This is a genomic window from Paraburkholderia caribensis (genome assembly GCF_002902945.1).
In the GTDB taxonomy this organism is placed as follows: domain Bacteria; phylum Pseudomonadota; class Gammaproteobacteria; order Burkholderiales; family Burkholderiaceae; genus Paraburkholderia; species Paraburkholderia caribensis.
The window spans coordinates 379,947-395,078 of the sequence record NZ_CP026101.1 but is presented as its reverse complement, the minus strand read 5'-3'; the positions used below and the strand labels follow the sequence as shown (position 1 = coordinate 395,078).

The window sequence follows — 15,132 nt, the reverse complement described above, 5'->3', positions numbered from 1 at the left end:
AACAGAGGAGCAGAACTTGAGCCGCTACTGGAGCGATATCGTTCATCGCTTGACGCCGTACGTGCCGGGCGAGCAGCCCGCGCTCGCGCATCCCGTGAAGCTGAACACCAACGAGAATCCGTATCCGCCCTCGCCCGCCGTGGTGAGCGCGATTCGCAACGAGCTTGGCGAGTCCGCCGAGTCGCTGCGCCGCTATCCCGATCCGACGGCGCGCGTATTGCGCGAGACTGTCGCCGCGCATCACGGGATCAAGGTGGATCAGGTGTTTGCGGGCAACGGTTCGGATGAAGTGCTCGCCACGGTGTTTCAGGCGCTTCTGAAGCACGACACGCCGATTCTCTTTCCCGACGTCACATACAGCTTCTATCCGACCTACGCGCGTCTCTACGACGTCGCGTACCGGACGATTCCGCTCGACGATGCCTTTCAGATCCGTATCGACGACTACACGCAACCGAATGGCGGCATTCTCTTTCCGAATCCGAATGCGCCGACTGGCCATGCGCTGCCGCTTTCGGACATAGAACGGCTTGTCGCATCGAGTCCTAGTTCTGTCGTCGTTATCGACGAAGCATATGTGGACTTCGGCGCGCAATCTGCGGTATCGCTGATCGGCAAGTATCCGAATCTTCTCGTCGTGCATACGACGTCGAAGTCGCGCTCGCTTGCGGGAATGCGCGTGGGCGTCGCGTTCGGCGATGCTGCGTTGATCGATGCGTTGAACCGCGTGAAGGACAGCTTCAATTCGTATCCGCTAGACCGTCTCGCGCAGGCCGCCGCGACCGCGGCATACCAGGACGACGCGTGGTTCCGCGAGTCCACCGAAAAGGTCATCGCGAGCCGCGAACGGCTGACGGCGCAATTGACGGCGCTGGGTTTCGAAGTCGTGCCGTCGTCGGCGAATTTCGTGTTCGCGCGTCACGAGGGCTATGACGCCGCGACGCTGGCGGCACAACTCAGGGAAAAGGAAATCTTCGTGCGGCATTTCAAGCTGCCGCGCATCGATCAGCATCTGCGCATCTCGATCGGCACCGACGCCGAGTGCGACACGCTGCTGGATGCGTTGAAGAATATTTTGGGCGGGTACGTCGGCTAAGGCGCCGCCGACAAAACAACGGCGCGCTGTTAGACAGCGCGCCGCTTCCAGATGCTTCCAGATGCGCCTCCGGATGAATCAGGCGTTCTTCGCGGCTTGCAGCCCGTTGTACTTCTCCATCAACTGGTCCTGCGTCTCCAGATGCTCCGGATTGCGCGGAATACATTCGACGGGACATACCTGCACGCATTGCGGCTCATCGAAATGGCCAACGCATTCGGTGCACTTCTTCGGGTCGATCACATAGATTTCCGGGCCCATCGAAATCGCGTCGTTCGGGCACTCGGGCTCGCAAACGTCGCAATTGATGCACTCGTCGGTAATCATCAGGGCCATGCTGTTCTCACTTCATGCCGGCACGCATGCTCCACATGCCGGCTAACGATCCGTAATCCGCAATTTTACGCCTGACGAACAGACCACGCTGAGCGTCCGGTTATCGCGGACAACGCGTGCGTTGCGTTCTGTCAGGCGCGCAAGGATCACGGCTTGGCGGCGCGCGCCTCTTCGAGCACGGCAACCTTGTCCTGCAGCCGCTTTTCCACGGACGGGAACACGAACTTGCTCACATCCCCGCCCAGTTGGGCGATTTCGCGGACGATCGTGCCCGAGATGAACTGGTACTGATCGGACGGCGTCATGAACATGGTCTCGACGTCCGGCAGCAGATAGCGGTTCATGCCCGCCATCTGAAACTCGTACTCAAAGTCCGACACGGCGCGCAGCCCGCGCACGATCACGCGCGCATTGTTGACGCGAACGAAATCCTTCAATAGCCCCTTGAAGCTCATCACCTGAACGTTCGGATAGTGGCCTAGCACTTCGTTCGCAATCTCGAGCCGCTCTTCGAGTGTAAAGAAGGGCCGCTTGTTGCGGCTGTCCGCCACGCCGACCACCAGCGTGTCGAAAATGCTCGATGCACGACGCACGAGGTCTTCGTGACCGCGCGTGAGCGGATCGAACGTACCCGGATACACGGCGACAACCATGGGATTTCTCCTCTCTACAGACTAGAAGGCGTGCCGGAACACGCCCCGCAGGGCTCGTCTGACGACGACACCGCGCGCGTAACGGCAAGCCGCCCGGCGCTTGTTATGGAACGCGCATTATTCCTCATTTTCGCGCTGCAGCAAATGATAGTGGACGGCGCCTGCCTTGCCCTGCCGCACCACGGTCCAGCCTTCGAGCGCCGCATGTCCGGCGGCATCGAGCGAGTCTCCAGATTCGACATACAGGAAGCCATCCGCGCTGATCAGAGGCGCGGCGAGTTCGAGCGCGCGGTCGAGCAGATCTTCGCCGAACGGCGGATCGAGGAACACGACGTCGAACGAGCCGGGCGCGAGGCTCGCGGCAAGACGCAACCCGTCGGCTTCGGCGATTTCGATTGCGCCTGCTGCCAGTTTGGCCTGATTCGCCCGCAGTTGCGCCGCCGCGCGCGCGTTGCGCTCGACCATCAGCACGCGCGCCGCCCCGCGCGACGCGGCCTCGAAGCCGAGCGCGCCGCTGCCGGCGAACAGATCGAGACAGCGCTGGCCGTCGAGCCGCTGCCCGAGCCAGTTGAACAGCGTTTCGCGGACACGGTCGGGAGTGGGCCGCAGACCGTCGAGGTCGATCACGGGCAGCGGCGTACGCTTCCAGTCGCCGCCGATAATGCGGATAGCGTGTGGCTGGCCACGGCCGGAAGGCGCGCTTTTCGCACCGGTTTTTGCGCGTGAGGGGGAAGTACGGGACATACGGTTCGTGTGTTGAGCGTGCGCCCGCCGATCGTCGATGAAAACCTTGATCCGCGGGCCGGAGCGCCAACGTTACCACACGCGCGCGCAGTCGCCTTCGTCAAAGTTCACTACGGCGGTGCACGCGTGCCGGCGCTCACGACGCGGCCTGACGCGCCTGATAAAATATGCGGCTTCCAGCGCTTCGCATCATTCGCTGCCATGCGGACGCCGCCGAACTGTCGCGTGGCTCGCGCCGTTCGTCGCCACGCGTCGCCGGGCCAAAGCAGGAATCCGGCGCAATCTCACTCCAGTCCAGACCATGTTCAGCTTTTTCAAACGATTCAAGGGTTCCAAGGCGCCCGACGACACGCCTGAAGCGCCGCACGCCGATTCCGGCGCCGACGTCGACATGCAGGACGGGGCTGCGCCGGAAGCGCCCGCCGCCGCGCGTTCGCAAGCCGTCCCGGACTCGGCCGATGCGCCTGAATTCGATCCCGATTACGTCCCCGACGCCGCCGACTTCGAAGATGCGGACGACGAAGCCGCGGAAATCATCCCGCCGCCCGTGCCCGAAGCGGCCGAAAAGCGCTCGTGGCTCACGCGCCTTCGCAGCGGCCTGTCGAAGACCAGTTCGAGCATCACCGGGATCTTCGTCGGCGCGAAGATCGACGAAGACCTGTATGAAGAACTCGAAACGGCGCTGCTGATGTCCGACGCTGGCGTCGACGCGACTGAGTTTCTGCTCGAAGCACTGCGCGAGAAAGTGCGCGCGGAGCGACTCACCGATCCGCAGCAGGTCAAGGGCGCGCTACGCACGCTGCTGGTCGAGTTGCTCAAACCACTGGAAAAATCGCTGACGCTCGGCCATTACCAGCCGACCGTGATGATGATCGCGGGCGTCAACGGCGCAGGCAAAACGACGAGCATCGGCAAGCTCGCGAAGCATATGCAGCACTTCAACCAGTCGGTGCTGCTCGCCGCGGGCGACACGTTCCGCGCCGCCGCGCGCGAACAGCTCGCGATCTGGGGCCAGCGCAACAACGTGACGGTCGTTCAGCAGGAAAGCGGCGACCCCGCTGCGGTGATTTTCGATGCCGTCGGCGCCGCGCGCGCCCGCAAGATCAACGTGGTGATGGCGGACACGGCCGGCCGTCTGCCGACGCAGCTTCATCTGATGGAAGAACTGCGCAAGGTGAAGCGCGTAGTCGGCAAAGCGATGGACGGCGCGCCGCACGAGGTGCTGCTTGTCATTGACGCCAACACCGGTCAGAACGCACTCGCCCAGGTGAAGGCTTTCGACGATGCGCTCGGTCTGACGGGCCTGATCGTGACGAAGCTCGACGGCACGGCGAAGGGCGGCATTCTCGCGGCGATCGCGCGGCAACGCCCTGTGCCTGTGTACTTTATCGGCGTCGGTGAAAAGGTCGAAGATCTTCAGCCGTTCAGCGCCGAAGAGTTTTCGGATGCGCTGCTGGGTTGATGTCGTGGTCTTCTGAAGCTGGCAGCGATTGAAATATAAAGGGCGTCATGCATTCGCATGACGCCCTTTCTTCATTGCCTCAGCGCTTCATTCGGCATCCGGCTGCACGCTGGGTTCCGCGCGCGCGAACGCGTCGAGCGTGTTCGCATGCTCGCACATGCGCCGGATGGTCGGATACGGGCTCATATCGACATTGAACCGGCTCGCGTTGAACACCTGCGGCACGAGGCAGATATCGGCGATGGTAGGCGTGTCGCCGAAACACAGCTTGCCCGCACGGCCGTCCGCGACCAGATATTCTTCGAGCGCGGCAAAGCCCGAGCTGATCCAGTGGTGATACCACGCGTCCTTCACCTCGTCGTTCACGCCCACGGTGCGCTTCAGGTACTTCAGCACGCGCAGATTGTTCAACGGATGAATCTCGCATGCGAGCTGCTGAACGATCGAGCGGACATACGCGCGATCAATAGGCTTCGACGGCAGCAGGGGCGGCTCGGGATGCGTCTCGTCGAGATATTCGACGATCGCCAGCGACTGCGTGATCACATGGTCGCCGTCCACCAGCGTGGGAACGACGGCATCGTGATTGAGCGCGCGGTACTCGGGCTTGAACTGCTCGCCGCCGTCGCGCAACAGATGCACGGGCTGGTACTCGTAAGGCAGGTTCTTCAGGTTCAGCGCGATGCGCACGCGATACGACGCCGAACTGCGAAAGTAGCTGTACAGCTTCATTGTGTTGTGCTCCCCCTGAATGGCGTTGTCGAGCTCAGACGACGCGCACGCTGAACTCGCCCAACCCGTCCACGCCGCCCTTCATCAGATCGCCCTGCACGATCGCGCCGACGCCTTCCGGTGTGCCCGTGAAAATCAGATCGCCCGGTTGCAGTTCGAACAGCGTCGACAGATACGCGATCGTCTCGGCGACGGACCAGATCAGTTGCGACACGTCCGAACGCTGCTTTTCCTCGCCGTTGACGGACAGCCAGATCGCGCCCTTGCCGACGTGACCGACTTTCGAAACGGGATGGATCGGGCCGAGCGGCGCCGAATGGTCGAAGCCCTTTGCGGTGTCCCACGGACGGCCCAGCTTCTTCGCTTCCGCCTGCAGGTCGCGGCGCGTCATGTCGAGACCGAGCGCGTAGCCGTAGACGTGATCGAGCGCGCTGTCCGCCGAGATGTTCTTGCCTGCCTTGCCGATTGCCGCAACGAGTTCCATTTCGAAGTGCACGTTCTTCGACTGCGCCGGATAGGGAAATTCGCCCGTTGCGCCCGGCGCGACATACAGCACGGCGTCGGCAGGCTTGGCGAAGAAGAACGGCGGTTCGCGGTCGGGATCGTGGCCCATTTCGCGCGCGTGCGCCTCGTAATTGCGACCGACGCAGTAAATGCGGCGCACTGCGAATTGATCGTCCGATCCGATGACCGGCACTGCCGTCACCGGCGCTGGCGCAAACACGTAACCCATTCCATTCTCCGTCTTTTGTTGGGCCGCTCCGATGCGGCGAAGCAATGAGTGTAGCGCGCCGCCGTTTCCCGCGTAGCCTGGCCGAACGGCCAGGTGGCGCGCGCTGAAGCCGTCCCGTAAGGTTCGTGGCAGGCGATGAATTTGCTCGCATTCTGCAGGCGCACCCGGCGTGCGATACTCGAAAGGAAAACGTAGCGCCCGGTAGCACCGCTCGCGGCGCGTGCAAAGCGTCGTTGCCCGCCGTCCCCACATTCTGATTTGCCCGATGACCGATCTCACCGACACCACACCATTGCCCTGCGCCCGATTCATCAAGGAAATCGGCCGCGGCCCCAACGGCGCGCGTGCGCTGACGCCGGAGGACACGCTCGCGCTCTACACGGCGATGCTCGACGGCCGCGTCGGCGACCTGGAACTGGGCGCGATCCTGTTGGCGTACCGTGTGAAAGGCGAATCCGCCGACGAACTGGCCGCCATGCTCGCGGCCGCCCACGCTTCGTTTGCGCCCGTCAACGTGAAGCACGGCGCGTATCAGGCCGTGTCGATCCCGAGCTACAACGGCGCGCGCAAACAGCCGAATCTCGTGCCGCTGCTGGCATTGCTGCTCGCGCGCGAGGGCGTGCCCGTGCTGGTGCATGGCGTGACGGAGGACCCCGGCCGCGTGACGAGCGCCGAAATCTTTGCGCATCTGAACCTCGCACCCGCCCAGACGCATGCGGATATCGAAACGAGTCTGGCGAACCAGCGGATCGCATTCGCCCCCATCGACACACTCGCGCCGAAGCTGGCGCGGCTGCTGTCGCTGCGTCGGCGGATGGGCGTGCGCAATTCGACCCACACGCTCGTGAAGATTCTTCAGCCCTTCGCGCCGGCGGGCCTGCGGCTCGTGAACTACACGCACCCGCCGTATCGCGAGAGCCTGACACAGCTGTTCGTCTCGCATCCCGACATGGCGGTGGGCGGCGCATTGCTCGCGCGCGGCACCGAAGGCGAAGCCGTCGCCGATACACGCCGCCAGGTGCAGATCGACTGGCTGCATGACGGCATCTGCGAGACACGCGTCTCGGCCGAGCGCTCATCGGCGGATGCGCCTGAGGTCGCGTTGCCGGAAGGCCGCGACGCGCCGACCACGGCCGCGTGGATCGCAGCGGCGCTGGCGGGCGAAGCGCCCGTCCCGGCTGCCATCACACGCCAAGTCGAACTGATCGTCGAGATCGCGCAGAAGGCCGCCTGACAAGGGCTACACCTTCCCTGATGGCCTCGGCGACCGCTCTCGGGAACGCCTCGCAGCGAATGGCGGGTTGACAGCCCCCCGCCGCCTCGCTTATCTTGTAAAAATGCGTTCCATTCCGAACACCCTCCGAATTACCCTCGGCCGCCTAGCGCGGCCCCTATCGCTACGTCTAGCGTAAGCAAGGCGTAGCGCCGCACGCAGTCGCCACAGCGGCTAGCGGCGGTCCTCCAGAGCAGTTCCTGTTTCACCCCAGTCCGTAGTTCCTTCAAAACCTGTAGTCGTCCGTATTCGTCCGTTTATCGCGCGGACGAATCGCGAGGGTCAAATGCACGTTGCATGGGCTTCCGTTCCGATTGTCGCCTTCGTCGTCGTTCAAACGACGCTGTTCGTTCGCGCCCGTTCGTTGCTCCCGCTAGCGCCCGGCTTGCGGGACGTGCATCTGTGGCAACCCGCCAGCCGCTCGACGCCACACCACCCAGCACACGACTAGACGAATCGAACGAGGCCTCAACATGTTGCGCAACCCTGCCGAAAAGTACCGCCCCTTCCCCACCGTCCGTTTGACCGGCCGCAAGTGGCCCACCCGCACCATCGACCGCGCGCCCATCTGGATGAGCACCGATCTGCGCGACGGCAACCAGTCGCTGATCGAGCCGATGAGCATTGCGCAGAAGACGGAGTTCTTCGAGATGCTCGTCGCGATCGGTTTCAAGGAAATCGAAGTCGGTTTTCCGTCGGCGTCGCAAACCGACTTCGATTTCGTCCGCAAGCTGATCGACGAAAAGCGCATTCCCGACGACGTGACCATCGAAGTGCTCGTGCAGTCGCGCGCCGACCTGATCGCGCGCACCTTCGAAGCGCTCGAAGGCGTGCCGCGCGCGATCGTCCATCTGTACAACGCGATCTGCCCGTCGTTCCGCAAGATCGTGTTCAACCAGTCCCAGGACGAAGTGAAGGCGCTCGCCGTCGAGGGCACGCGGATCATTCGCGAACACGCCGACGCCCGCCCGCAGACGCACTGGACCTACCAGTATTCGCCCGAAACCTTCAGCATGACCGAGTTGCCGTTCGCGCGCGAAGTCTGCGACGCCGTCGCGCAGACGTGGCGCCCGACGCGCGATCACAAGATGATCGTGAACCTGCCCGCCACCGTCGAAGCCGCAACGCCGAACGTGTATGCCGACCAGATCGAGTGGATGGACCGCAATCTGGGCTACCGGGACAGCATCGTGTTGTCGGTGCATCCGCACAACGACCGCGGCACGGCCGTCGCCGCAGCGGAACTCGCGCTGATGGCGGGCGCCGACCGCATCGAAGGATGTCTGTTCGGCAATGGCGAGCGCACGGGCAACGTCGATATCGTGACGCTCGCGATGAACCTCTACACGCAAGGCATCGACCCCGGCCTCGATTTCTCGGACATCGACGCCGTGCGGCGCGTGGTCGAGCGCTGCAACCAGATTCCCGTGCATCCGCGTCATCCGTATGCGGGCGATCTCGTCTATACGGCGTTCTCCGGCTCGCATCAGGACGCGATCCGCAAGGGCTTCGCACAGCAGCAGCCCGACGCCGTCTGGGAAGTGCCGTATCTGCCCATCGATCCCGCCGACGTCGGCCGCAGCTACGACGCCGTGATCCGCGTGAACAGCCAGTCCGGCAAGGGCGGCGCGACGTATCTGGTCGAGCGCGGCATGGGCTTCGCGCTGCCGCGGCGCGTGCAGATCGAATTCAGCCACGCGGTGCAAAAGGTGGCGGATCAATCCGGCGAGGAAGTGACGGGCGACGCGATCTGCGCGCTCTTTGCCCGCGAATACTTCGAGGCCGACGGCCCGGCGCAGCGCGTCAACGGATCGACGGTGCGCTGGAACAAGCGCGAGATTGCCGTGCCCGCGACGGCAGCGGCGAGCATCGACGGCCACGAGGCGTATGCGAAGGCGGTCGCGCAGGAAATGGCGGTGGTGGCGAAACACGCCATTGAAATCACGTCGTTCGAGGCGGCGCGCACCACGGACGGCCGCACGGTCGTGTTCGTCGCGAGCCGCGTGGGCGACCAGCCCATGCGTCATGGCATCGGCGTAGCGGAGGACGAAATGACGGCCGTCGTCGATGCCGTCGTCAGCGGCGTCAATCGTGCGGGTTGGGCGACTGTCGACCGGCGGGTCGCGGCGTAACGTCAAGTAACGTAACGGCATCCGAAAACGGCAGAGGCGCAAACGCCGGCGACTCAAGCGTCGCCAGCGCGCACGGACCGCTCACGAGGCGGCCTCCGTCAGGTGAAGAGTGATGGCGCGATCCGCGTCACTCGATTGCGCAACGCGTCGCCTGCCAGGCGATCAGCTGCCATTTGCCGTCTTCCTGCGCCTGAATCGCCATGTAGGCGATCGGAAAGAGCAGCGCGCCGCTATTCGCTTCCATCTCGATCAGCGCGCGCCCCGTGACAACGCAAGTCTCGCGTCCGACAGGCAGCACGTCCTGCGACTGCACCTCGATCTGGCGATAGCGCCGGCGCCCGGCCGTGATGGCGTCGATGAACTGCTGCTTCGACTCGCGCTTGCCGTTCGTGTGGACGTAGATGACGTTGTCCGACAGCAGCGCGTCGAGCTGCTGTCCGTTTCCTTCCACCATCGCGCGAAATCGATCGCGCTCGAGCCCGCGAATCGCTTCGATCACTTTTGCCGGCATCGCGTTCGCCCCTATCGACGACCGCGCCGACAACGGCAGCGGTCGTCAGAAGTTGTACTGCACGTAAATCTGCTGGAAATTTATACCAGGATTCGGCTCTTTGATACTTGCATTGGAGACGTGCTGAAAGCGGTAGCCAAACTGGTACTGCTGATGCTCGCCGAATTGTGCGCCGACACCCACCATATCGGCGAACTGGAAGGCGGTGCTGAGCGTGTAATTCGACGAGATGCGCGGATGCGTCAAAAGCCGCACACCGACGCCCGCCTCGATGAACGGGCGGAAATAACCCGCGCTCTTGATGAACCGCACTACGGGCGTCACGCCGAATTCGCCGATGTCCTCGTGAACGTTGCCTTCGTCCGTATGCCACCACGCGGCGTGCGCCTCGCCGAGCAGCGCGAAATGCCAGCCGCCGATTTCCCACCACGTCAGATTGGGGTCCCAGACGAAGCCAAGGTCGAGTTTTCGAACGTGGTGATCGGCGACACCGCCCGCAATCTGAATGCCGAACTGGTCCGCCGAGGCGAGACTCGATACGCCGAAAAGCGCTGCCACGACGACACATTTCGGTGCCACATTAAACGAGCGCTTGTTCTTTTTTTCCATCGTGCGTCCACCGGATGCGAGGTTTAGCAGGGACATCGTGCAGCGACATTCTAGAGATAGAAGCAACTATCGGACCCTTTAATAACAACCGAAAGCCGCAAATCACTGCTTCTGTTTGCGAAAAAATCTTACAGACGATTGCAAAATCCTGCTGCAGCCGACGAATGCTAAGCGGTCGGTGCCAAACCCGCAGATGAGGTACTATGCTATTGAATGTGTATTTTCGATAGGAGAGAGGGAACTCTCATGCCCCTACGGCTTCTAAGTATTAGCACTCGGGAAATGAGAGTGCTAACATCCATCGTGGTCCGCTTTGGCGGACATTTGTCTGAATAAAGGAGTTTGCTACGTGAGCAACACACTGACCCTTCCGAGTACTCTGAGCCCGTCGTCGGCTAAGGCCGCTCCGGCAGGTGCACTGGCGCTCTCGCACGCTTCGCTTCTGCCCGGCCAGCTGGGCAACATCGACGCCTACATCCAGGCCGTAAACCGGATTCCGATGCTGACGCCGGCAGAAGAGCGCCAGTACGCCACCGAATACCGCGAGCAAAACAATCTTGGCTCCGCTCGCAAGCTCGTCCTGTCGCACCTGCGGCTGGTCGTGTCGATCGCGCGAAATTACCTCGGATATGGTCTGCCGCACGCCGACCTGATCCAGGAAGGCAACATCGGCCTGATGAAAGCCGTGAAGCGCTTCGACCCGACGCAGAACGTGCGCCTCGTGTCCTATGCAATGCATTGGATCAAGGCCGAAATCCATGAGTACATCCTGCGCAACTGGCGCATGGTGAAAGTGGCGACGACCAAGGCGCAACGCAAGCTGTTCTTCAACCTGCGCAGCCACAAGCAAGGGTTGCAGTCGTTCACGCCGGACGAGATCGAGGGCCTGGCGAAAGAGCTGAATGTGAAGCGCGAAGAAGTGTCCGAGATGGAAACGCGTCTGTCGGGTGGCGATATCGCGCTCGAAGGCCAGGTCGAAGACGGCGAAGAAGCATTCGCCCCGATCGCCTATCTGGCCGACTCGCACAGCGAGCCGACAGCCGTGCTGGCCGCGCGTCAGCGTGACCGTCTGCATAGCGACGGCATCGCGAGCGCGCTGGAATCGCTCGATCCGCGCAGCCGCCGCATCATTGAAGCACGCTGGCTGCAGGTGGAAGACGACGGTTCGGGCGGCTCGACGCTGCACGAACTGGCCGACGAGTTCGGCGTATCGGCCGAACGGATTCGCCAGATCGAAGCAAGCGCGATGAAGAAAATGCGCACGGCGCTGGCCGAGTACGCGTAACCTCAGAGAAGCAGCGGTGCGCGCCGGTCCTCCGGCCGCACCGTCTCGAAACAGAGCCCTGCTCTTCGCAAGAAGGCGGGGCTTTTTCTTGTGCGTCGTCAAATATTGCGTCGATCCGCATCAATGTCGAGACATTGTCTTGACCTCGCTCAGAACGTGAATTATCAGTGATAGAAACGGACCACCTCGCGACACGATGACGCGGGCCCGTCCGTCGTCCCATTCCTACAATGGTTGTGCATGCGTCAGTGCCGCGAGTGATGCGCACTGTGTCCTGCCGGGTCAACCGGCGCGATGTCGTTGCCCATAAAACATGACCATTACGCTAGATCACAGGAATGCCGCCCGCCGCACATTCGCCAGCCGCATCGTCGCGTGGGCTCGCGGTCCGACATTCGCCCGCGACATCCTGATCGTGCTCGCGATCAAATTCGCGCTTCTTTTCGCGCTCAAATTCGCGTTCTTCAATCATCCGCAGGCGCAGAACATGTCGCTGCCGCCTGCCCAGGTCGCCCAGGCGCTGCTGTCGGTGCCGGCGTCCGCCTCACCGCCGCCTTCGACTCAAGGTGACAACCATGCCCGCTAGCGACGTCGTCGATCTCTCCCGTCTGCAATTCGCCGTCACGGCGCTCTATCACTTCCTGTTCGTGCCGCTGACGCTCGGCCTGTCGTGGCTGCTCGTCATCATGGAAAGCGTCTACGTGATGACGGGCAAGCCGATCTACAAGGACATGACGCAGTTCTGGGGCAAGCTGTTCGGCATCAACTTCGCGATGGGCGTCACCACGGGTCTCACGCTGGAGTTCCAGTTCGGCACCAACTGGTCGTACTACTCGCATTACGTCGGCGATATTTTCGGCGTGCCGCTCGCCGTCGAAGGGCTGATGGCGTTCTTTCTCGAATCGACCTTTGTCGGGCTGTTCTTCTTCGGCTGGAACCGGCTGTCGCGCATCCAGCATCTGATGGTCACGTTTCTGGTCGCGCTCGGCTCGAACCTGTCCGCGCTGTGGATCCTGATCGCCAACGGCTGGATGAACAACCCGGTCGGCGCGGAGTTCAACTACGAAACGATGCGCATGGAACTGTCGAGCCTGTTCGCCGTGATATTCAATCCCGTCGCGCAGGTGAAGTTCGTGCATACGGTGTCGGCGGGCTATGTGACGGCGTCGATGTTCGTGCTCGGGTTGTCGTCGTGGTATCTGCTCAAGCGCCGCGACATCGACTTCGCACTGCGCTCGTTCGCCGTCGCGGCTGGCTTCGGGCTGGCGTCCACCTTGTGCGTGATCGTGCTCGGCGACGAATCCGGCTACACCACAGGCGAAGTGCAGCAGATGAAACTCGCCGCGATCGAATCCGAATGGGAAACCGCGCCGCCGCCCGCGCCATTTACGATTGTCGGCATTCCGAATCAGCAGGAAGAGCGCACCGACTACGCGTTGCGCGTGCCGTACGCACTCGGCATCATCGCGACGCGTTCGATCGACGAGCCGGTCATCGGTCTGAAAGAACTGATGGCGCGCAACGAGACGCGCATCCGCAACGGCATGCTGGCATACGGCGCGCTGCAAAAGATCAAGCAAGGCGACGCGAGCGACGCCACGCACGCCGCCTTCGACCAGCACAAGCAGGACCTCGGCTACGGCCTGTTGCTCAAGCAGTTCACGCCGAACGTCACCGACGCTTCCGCCGAGCAGATCAAACAGGCCGCGAAAAAAACCGTGCCGCCCGTTCTGCCCGTGTTCTGGTCGTTCCGGCTGATGGTCGGCCTCGGCATCCTGTTCCTTGCCACCTTCGTGCTCGCGTTCTTCTTCTGCGCGCAACGCTCGCTGCTGCGCGACAGCCGACGCTGGTTCCTGCGCTGGGCCGTGTGGGCGATTCCGCTGCCGTGGCTCGCGGCGGAGTTCGGCTGGATCGTTGCGGAACTCGGGCGCCAGCCGTGGACTATCGCAGGCATTCTGCCGACTTCGCTATCGGCGTCGAGCCTGACGACGGGCGATCTGTATCTGAGCCTCGCGGGCTTCGTGGTGTTCTACACCGCGCTTTTCATCATCGAGATCACGCTGATGTTCAAGTACGCGCGGCTTGGTCCATCGTCGCTGCATACGGGGCGCTACCACCACGAGCAGGCCAGTAAGCCGGCGGTCGGCGCGAATACGGCGGCATGAGCGGCTTGCATAGCGGCTTCGACCGCGACGCGCTTGCTGTCGCACGAAAACACGAGGAAACATCGCTATGGATTACGCAACCCTCAAAGTGATCTGGTGGGTGCTCGTCGGCGTGCTGCTGATCGGCTTCGCGCTCACCGACGGCTTCGACATGGGCGCAGCGATCCTGCTGCCGTTCATCGGCAAGACGGACGCAGAGCGGCGCATCGTCGTCAACACGGTCGGCGCGACCTGGGAAGGCAACCAGGTCTGGCTGATCACCGCGGGCGGCGCGATGTTCGCCGCGTGGCCGCTCGTCTACGCCGCGTCGTTCTCGGGCTTTTACTTCGCGATGCTGCTCGTGCTGTTCGCGCTGTTCTTCCGCCCGGTCGGCTTCGACTATCGCGGCAAGCGCGATGATCCGCGCTGGCGCAGCGCGTGGGACTGGGCGCTGTTCGTCGGCGGCTTCGTGCCGGCGCTGGTGTTCGGCGTCGCGTTCGGCAACCTGCTGCAAGGCGTGCCGTTCCAGTTCGATCAGGATCTGCGCGTCACCTATCACGGCAGCTTCTTCGAGTTGCTCAATCCGTTCGCGCTGTTGTGCGGCGTGGTGAGCGTGTCGATGCTGGCGGCCCACGGCGCGGCGTTCGTCAAGATGAAGGCGGATGGTGTCGTCGCGCGGCGCGCGTCGATTGCGCTGCGCATTGCGTCGCTGGTCGCAGTCGCGCTGTTTCTGATCGGGGGCGTGCTGATCGCGACGCTGATCGGCGGCTTTCAGATCACCGAGCCCGCGCCATTCGACACCGTCGCGAATCCGCTGCTGAAAAACGTGATCGGCGCGCCGGGCCTGTGGCTCACGAACTACGCGACGTATCCATGGATGGTCGCGGCGCCCGTCGCGGGCGTGGTCGGCGGCGTGCTCGCGCTCCTGCTGGCAAGTTCGCGCTTCGAGCGCAGCGCCTTTCTGTCGACATCGCTGATGGTGATCGGCGTAATCCTGACGGCGGGCTTTTCGATGTTTCCGTTCATCATGCCGTCGTCGCTCGATGGGCGCAGCAGCCTCACCGTCTGGGATTCGACATCGAGCCAGATGACCCTGCAGATCATGCTGATCGCGGTGATCATCTTTCTGCCGCTGATACTCATCTACACGAGCTGGGTGTATCGCGTGATGCGCGGCAAGGTGACGGCCGACGCAATCGAGCAAAACCATCATTCGATGTACTGACACGCCGCGCGCAAGAGGAGCGAACCATGTGGTACTTCAGCTGGATTCTCGGTATTGGACTTGCGCTCGCGCTCGGCATCATCAACGTGATGTGGCTCGAAGCGAATAACGCCGTCGACCCGGACGCCAATCCGGACCGACGGTAAGCGCGTAAGCGAAAATCGGCGCCCTGCGGGGCGCCGATTTCCATTGCTCGA

Annotated in this window: 16 protein-coding genes; 9 read left to right on the top strand and 7 right to left on the bottom strand. The window is 62.9% G+C overall.

What is annotated here, in order from left to right:
- Positions 1 to 16: 16 nt before the first annotated feature.
- Positions 17 to 1,096, top strand: coding sequence for a histidinol-phosphate transaminase (gene hisC, locus C2L66_RS01750; RefSeq protein WP_060599304.1), 1,080 nt, complete (start codon positions 17 to 19; stop codon positions 1,094 to 1,096).
- 78 nt (positions 1,097 to 1,174) lie between these two features.
- Here hisC and C2L66_RS01745 read toward each other — a convergent pair whose 3' ends face one another.
- From C2L66_RS01745 to rsmD, 3 genes are all read right to left on the bottom strand, one after another.
- A complete protein-coding gene (locus C2L66_RS01745; protein ID WP_054929648.1) occupies positions 1,175 to 1,432 on the bottom strand; it encodes a YfhL family 4Fe-4S dicluster ferredoxin in 258 nt (85 codons plus the stop codon).
- A gap of 146 nt (positions 1,433 to 1,578) precedes the next feature.
- The gene (coaD, locus tag C2L66_RS01740; RefSeq protein ID WP_054929647.1) at positions 1,579 to 2,085 is read right to left on the bottom strand and encodes a pantetheine-phosphate adenylyltransferase; all 507 of its coding nucleotides are present in this window, start codon (positions 2,083 to 2,085) and stop codon (positions 1,579 to 1,581) included.
- Between the two features lie 117 nt (positions 2,086 to 2,202).
- Entirely contained in the window at positions 2,203 to 2,829 is a 627-nt protein-coding gene (rsmD, locus tag C2L66_RS01735) for a 16S rRNA (guanine(966)-N(2))-methyltransferase RsmD (protein WP_060599305.1), read from the bottom strand.
- Positions 2,830 to 3,130: 301 nt separating this feature from the next.
- Here rsmD and ftsY point away from each other — a divergent pair, with 301 nt between their 5' ends.
- A complete protein-coding gene (gene ftsY, locus C2L66_RS01730) occupies positions 3,131 to 4,291 on the top strand; it encodes a signal recognition particle-docking protein FtsY (RefSeq protein WP_054929713.1) in 1,161 nt (386 codons plus the stop codon).
- 87 nt (positions 4,292 to 4,378) lie between these two features.
- On the opposite strand, the gene maiA is transcribed toward ftsY, so the two are convergent.
- Together maiA and C2L66_RS01720 are read right to left on the bottom strand one after the other, a co-directional pair.
- Positions 4,379 to 5,023, bottom strand: a complete 645-nt coding sequence (maiA, locus tag C2L66_RS01725; RefSeq protein WP_060599306.1) for a maleylacetoacetate isomerase — start codon at positions 5,021 to 5,023, stop codon at positions 4,379 to 4,381.
- Between the two features lie 34 nt (positions 5,024 to 5,057).
- On the bottom strand, positions 5,058 to 5,756 hold the full coding sequence (locus C2L66_RS01720) for a fumarylacetoacetate hydrolase family protein (protein WP_060599307.1): 699 nt from the start codon (positions 5,754 to 5,756) through the stop codon (positions 5,058 to 5,060).
- Positions 5,757 to 6,021: 265 nt separating this feature from the next.
- Here C2L66_RS01720 and ybiB point away from each other — a divergent pair, with 265 nt between their 5' ends.
- Together ybiB and leuA are read left to right on the top strand one after the other, a co-directional pair.
- Positions 6,022 to 6,990 carry a DNA-binding protein YbiB gene (gene ybiB, locus C2L66_RS01715; protein WP_060599308.1) on the top strand — a complete coding sequence of 323 codons (969 nt, stop codon included), beginning with the start codon at positions 6,022 to 6,024 and terminating at the stop codon, positions 6,988 to 6,990.
- A gap of 512 nt (positions 6,991 to 7,502) precedes the next feature.
- Positions 7,503 to 9,161, top strand: coding sequence for a 2-isopropylmalate synthase (leuA, locus tag C2L66_RS01710; protein ID WP_060599309.1), 1,659 nt, complete (start codon positions 7,503 to 7,505; stop codon positions 9,159 to 9,161).
- A 127-nt stretch (positions 9,162 to 9,288) separates the two neighbouring features.
- On the opposite strand, the gene C2L66_RS01705 is transcribed toward leuA, so the two are convergent.
- Positions 9,289 to 9,672, bottom strand: a complete 384-nt coding sequence (locus tag C2L66_RS01705) for a nuclear transport factor 2 family protein (RefSeq protein WP_035986766.1) — start codon at positions 9,670 to 9,672, stop codon at positions 9,289 to 9,291.
- Positions 9,673 to 9,717: 45 nt separating this feature from the next.
- Positions 9,718 to 10,281, bottom strand: a complete 564-nt coding sequence (locus tag C2L66_RS01700; RefSeq protein WP_060599310.1) for an acyloxyacyl hydrolase — start codon at positions 10,279 to 10,281, stop codon at positions 9,718 to 9,720.
- A gap of 349 nt (positions 10,282 to 10,630) precedes the next feature.
- Between C2L66_RS01700 and rpoH the strand changes: the two genes are divergently transcribed.
- The 5 genes from rpoH (at position 10,631) to cydX (ending at position 15,081) form a co-directional block, all read left to right on the top strand.
- Positions 10,631 to 11,566 carry an RNA polymerase sigma factor RpoH gene (rpoH, locus tag C2L66_RS01695; RefSeq protein ID WP_042306326.1) on the top strand — a complete coding sequence of 312 codons (936 nt, stop codon included), beginning with the start codon at positions 10,631 to 10,633 and terminating at the stop codon, positions 11,564 to 11,566.
- Between the two features lie 313 nt (positions 11,567 to 11,879).
- The gene (gene cydP / locus C2L66_RS01690; protein WP_054929640.1) at positions 11,880 to 12,152 is read left to right on the top strand and encodes a cytochrome oxidase putative small subunit CydP; all 273 of its coding nucleotides are present in this window, start codon (positions 11,880 to 11,882) and stop codon (positions 12,150 to 12,152) included.
- The gene (locus C2L66_RS01685) at positions 12,142 to 13,731 is read left to right on the top strand and encodes a cytochrome ubiquinol oxidase subunit I (RefSeq protein ID WP_060599311.1); all 1,590 of its coding nucleotides are present in this window, start codon (positions 12,142 to 12,144) and stop codon (positions 13,729 to 13,731) included. Before cydP ends, C2L66_RS01685 begins: the two co-directional genes overlap by 11 nt.
- Before the next feature lie 67 nt (positions 13,732 to 13,798).
- Positions 13,799 to 14,935, top strand: coding sequence for a cytochrome d ubiquinol oxidase subunit II (gene cydB, locus C2L66_RS01680; RefSeq protein WP_060599312.1), 1,137 nt, complete (start codon positions 13,799 to 13,801; stop codon positions 14,933 to 14,935).
- Between the two features lie 26 nt (positions 14,936 to 14,961).
- Positions 14,962 to 15,081, top strand: a complete 120-nt coding sequence (gene cydX, locus C2L66_RS01675) for a cytochrome bd-I oxidase subunit CydX (RefSeq protein ID WP_063786953.1) — start codon at positions 14,962 to 14,964, stop codon at positions 15,079 to 15,081.
- The last annotated feature ends 51 nt before the right edge of the window (positions 15,082 to 15,132 follow it).

What these genes read in the sequence shown, in the direction of transcription:
- C2L66_RS01745 (WP_054929648.1), bottom strand. Translation starts at nt 1,432, where the DNA reads ATGGCCCTGATGATTACCGACGAGTGCATCAATTGCGACGTTTGCGAG.
- coaD (WP_054929647.1), bottom strand. Translation starts at nt 2,085, where the DNA reads ATGGTTGTCGCCGTGTATCCGGGTACGTTCGATCCGCTCACGCGCGGT.
- rsmD (WP_060599305.1), bottom strand. Translation starts at nt 2,829, where the DNA reads ATGTCCCGTACTTCCCCCTCACGCGCAAAAACCGGTGCGAAAAGCGCG.
- ftsY (WP_054929713.1), top strand. Translation starts at nt 3,131, where the DNA reads ATGTTCAGCTTTTTCAAACGATTCAAGGGTTCCAAGGCGCCCGACGAC.
- maiA (WP_060599306.1), bottom strand. Translation starts at nt 5,023, where the DNA reads ATGAAGCTGTACAGCTACTTTCGCAGTTCGGCGTCGTATCGCGTGCGC.
- C2L66_RS01720 (WP_060599307.1), bottom strand. Translation starts at nt 5,756, where the DNA reads ATGGGTTACGTGTTTGCGCCAGCGCCGGTGACGGCAGTGCCGGTCATC.
- ybiB (WP_060599308.1), top strand. Translation starts at nt 6,022, where the DNA reads ATGACCGATCTCACCGACACCACACCATTGCCCTGCGCCCGATTCATC.
- leuA (WP_060599309.1), top strand. Translation starts at nt 7,503, where the DNA reads ATGTTGCGCAACCCTGCCGAAAAGTACCGCCCCTTCCCCACCGTCCGT.
- C2L66_RS01705 (WP_035986766.1), bottom strand. Translation starts at nt 9,672, where the DNA reads ATGCCGGCAAAAGTGATCGAAGCGATTCGCGGGCTCGAGCGCGATCGA.
- C2L66_RS01700 (WP_060599310.1), bottom strand. Translation starts at nt 10,281, where the DNA reads ATGGAAAAAAAGAACAAGCGCTCGTTTAATGTGGCACCGAAATGTGTC.
- cydP (WP_054929640.1), top strand. Translation starts at nt 11,880, where the DNA reads ATGACCATTACGCTAGATCACAGGAATGCCGCCCGCCGCACATTCGCC.
- C2L66_RS01685 (WP_060599311.1), top strand. Translation starts at nt 12,142, where the DNA reads ATGCCCGCTAGCGACGTCGTCGATCTCTCCCGTCTGCAATTCGCCGTC.
- cydB (WP_060599312.1), top strand. Translation starts at nt 13,799, where the DNA reads ATGGATTACGCAACCCTCAAAGTGATCTGGTGGGTGCTCGTCGGCGTG.
- cydX (WP_063786953.1), top strand. Translation starts at nt 14,962, where the DNA reads ATGTGGTACTTCAGCTGGATTCTCGGTATTGGACTTGCGCTCGCGCTC.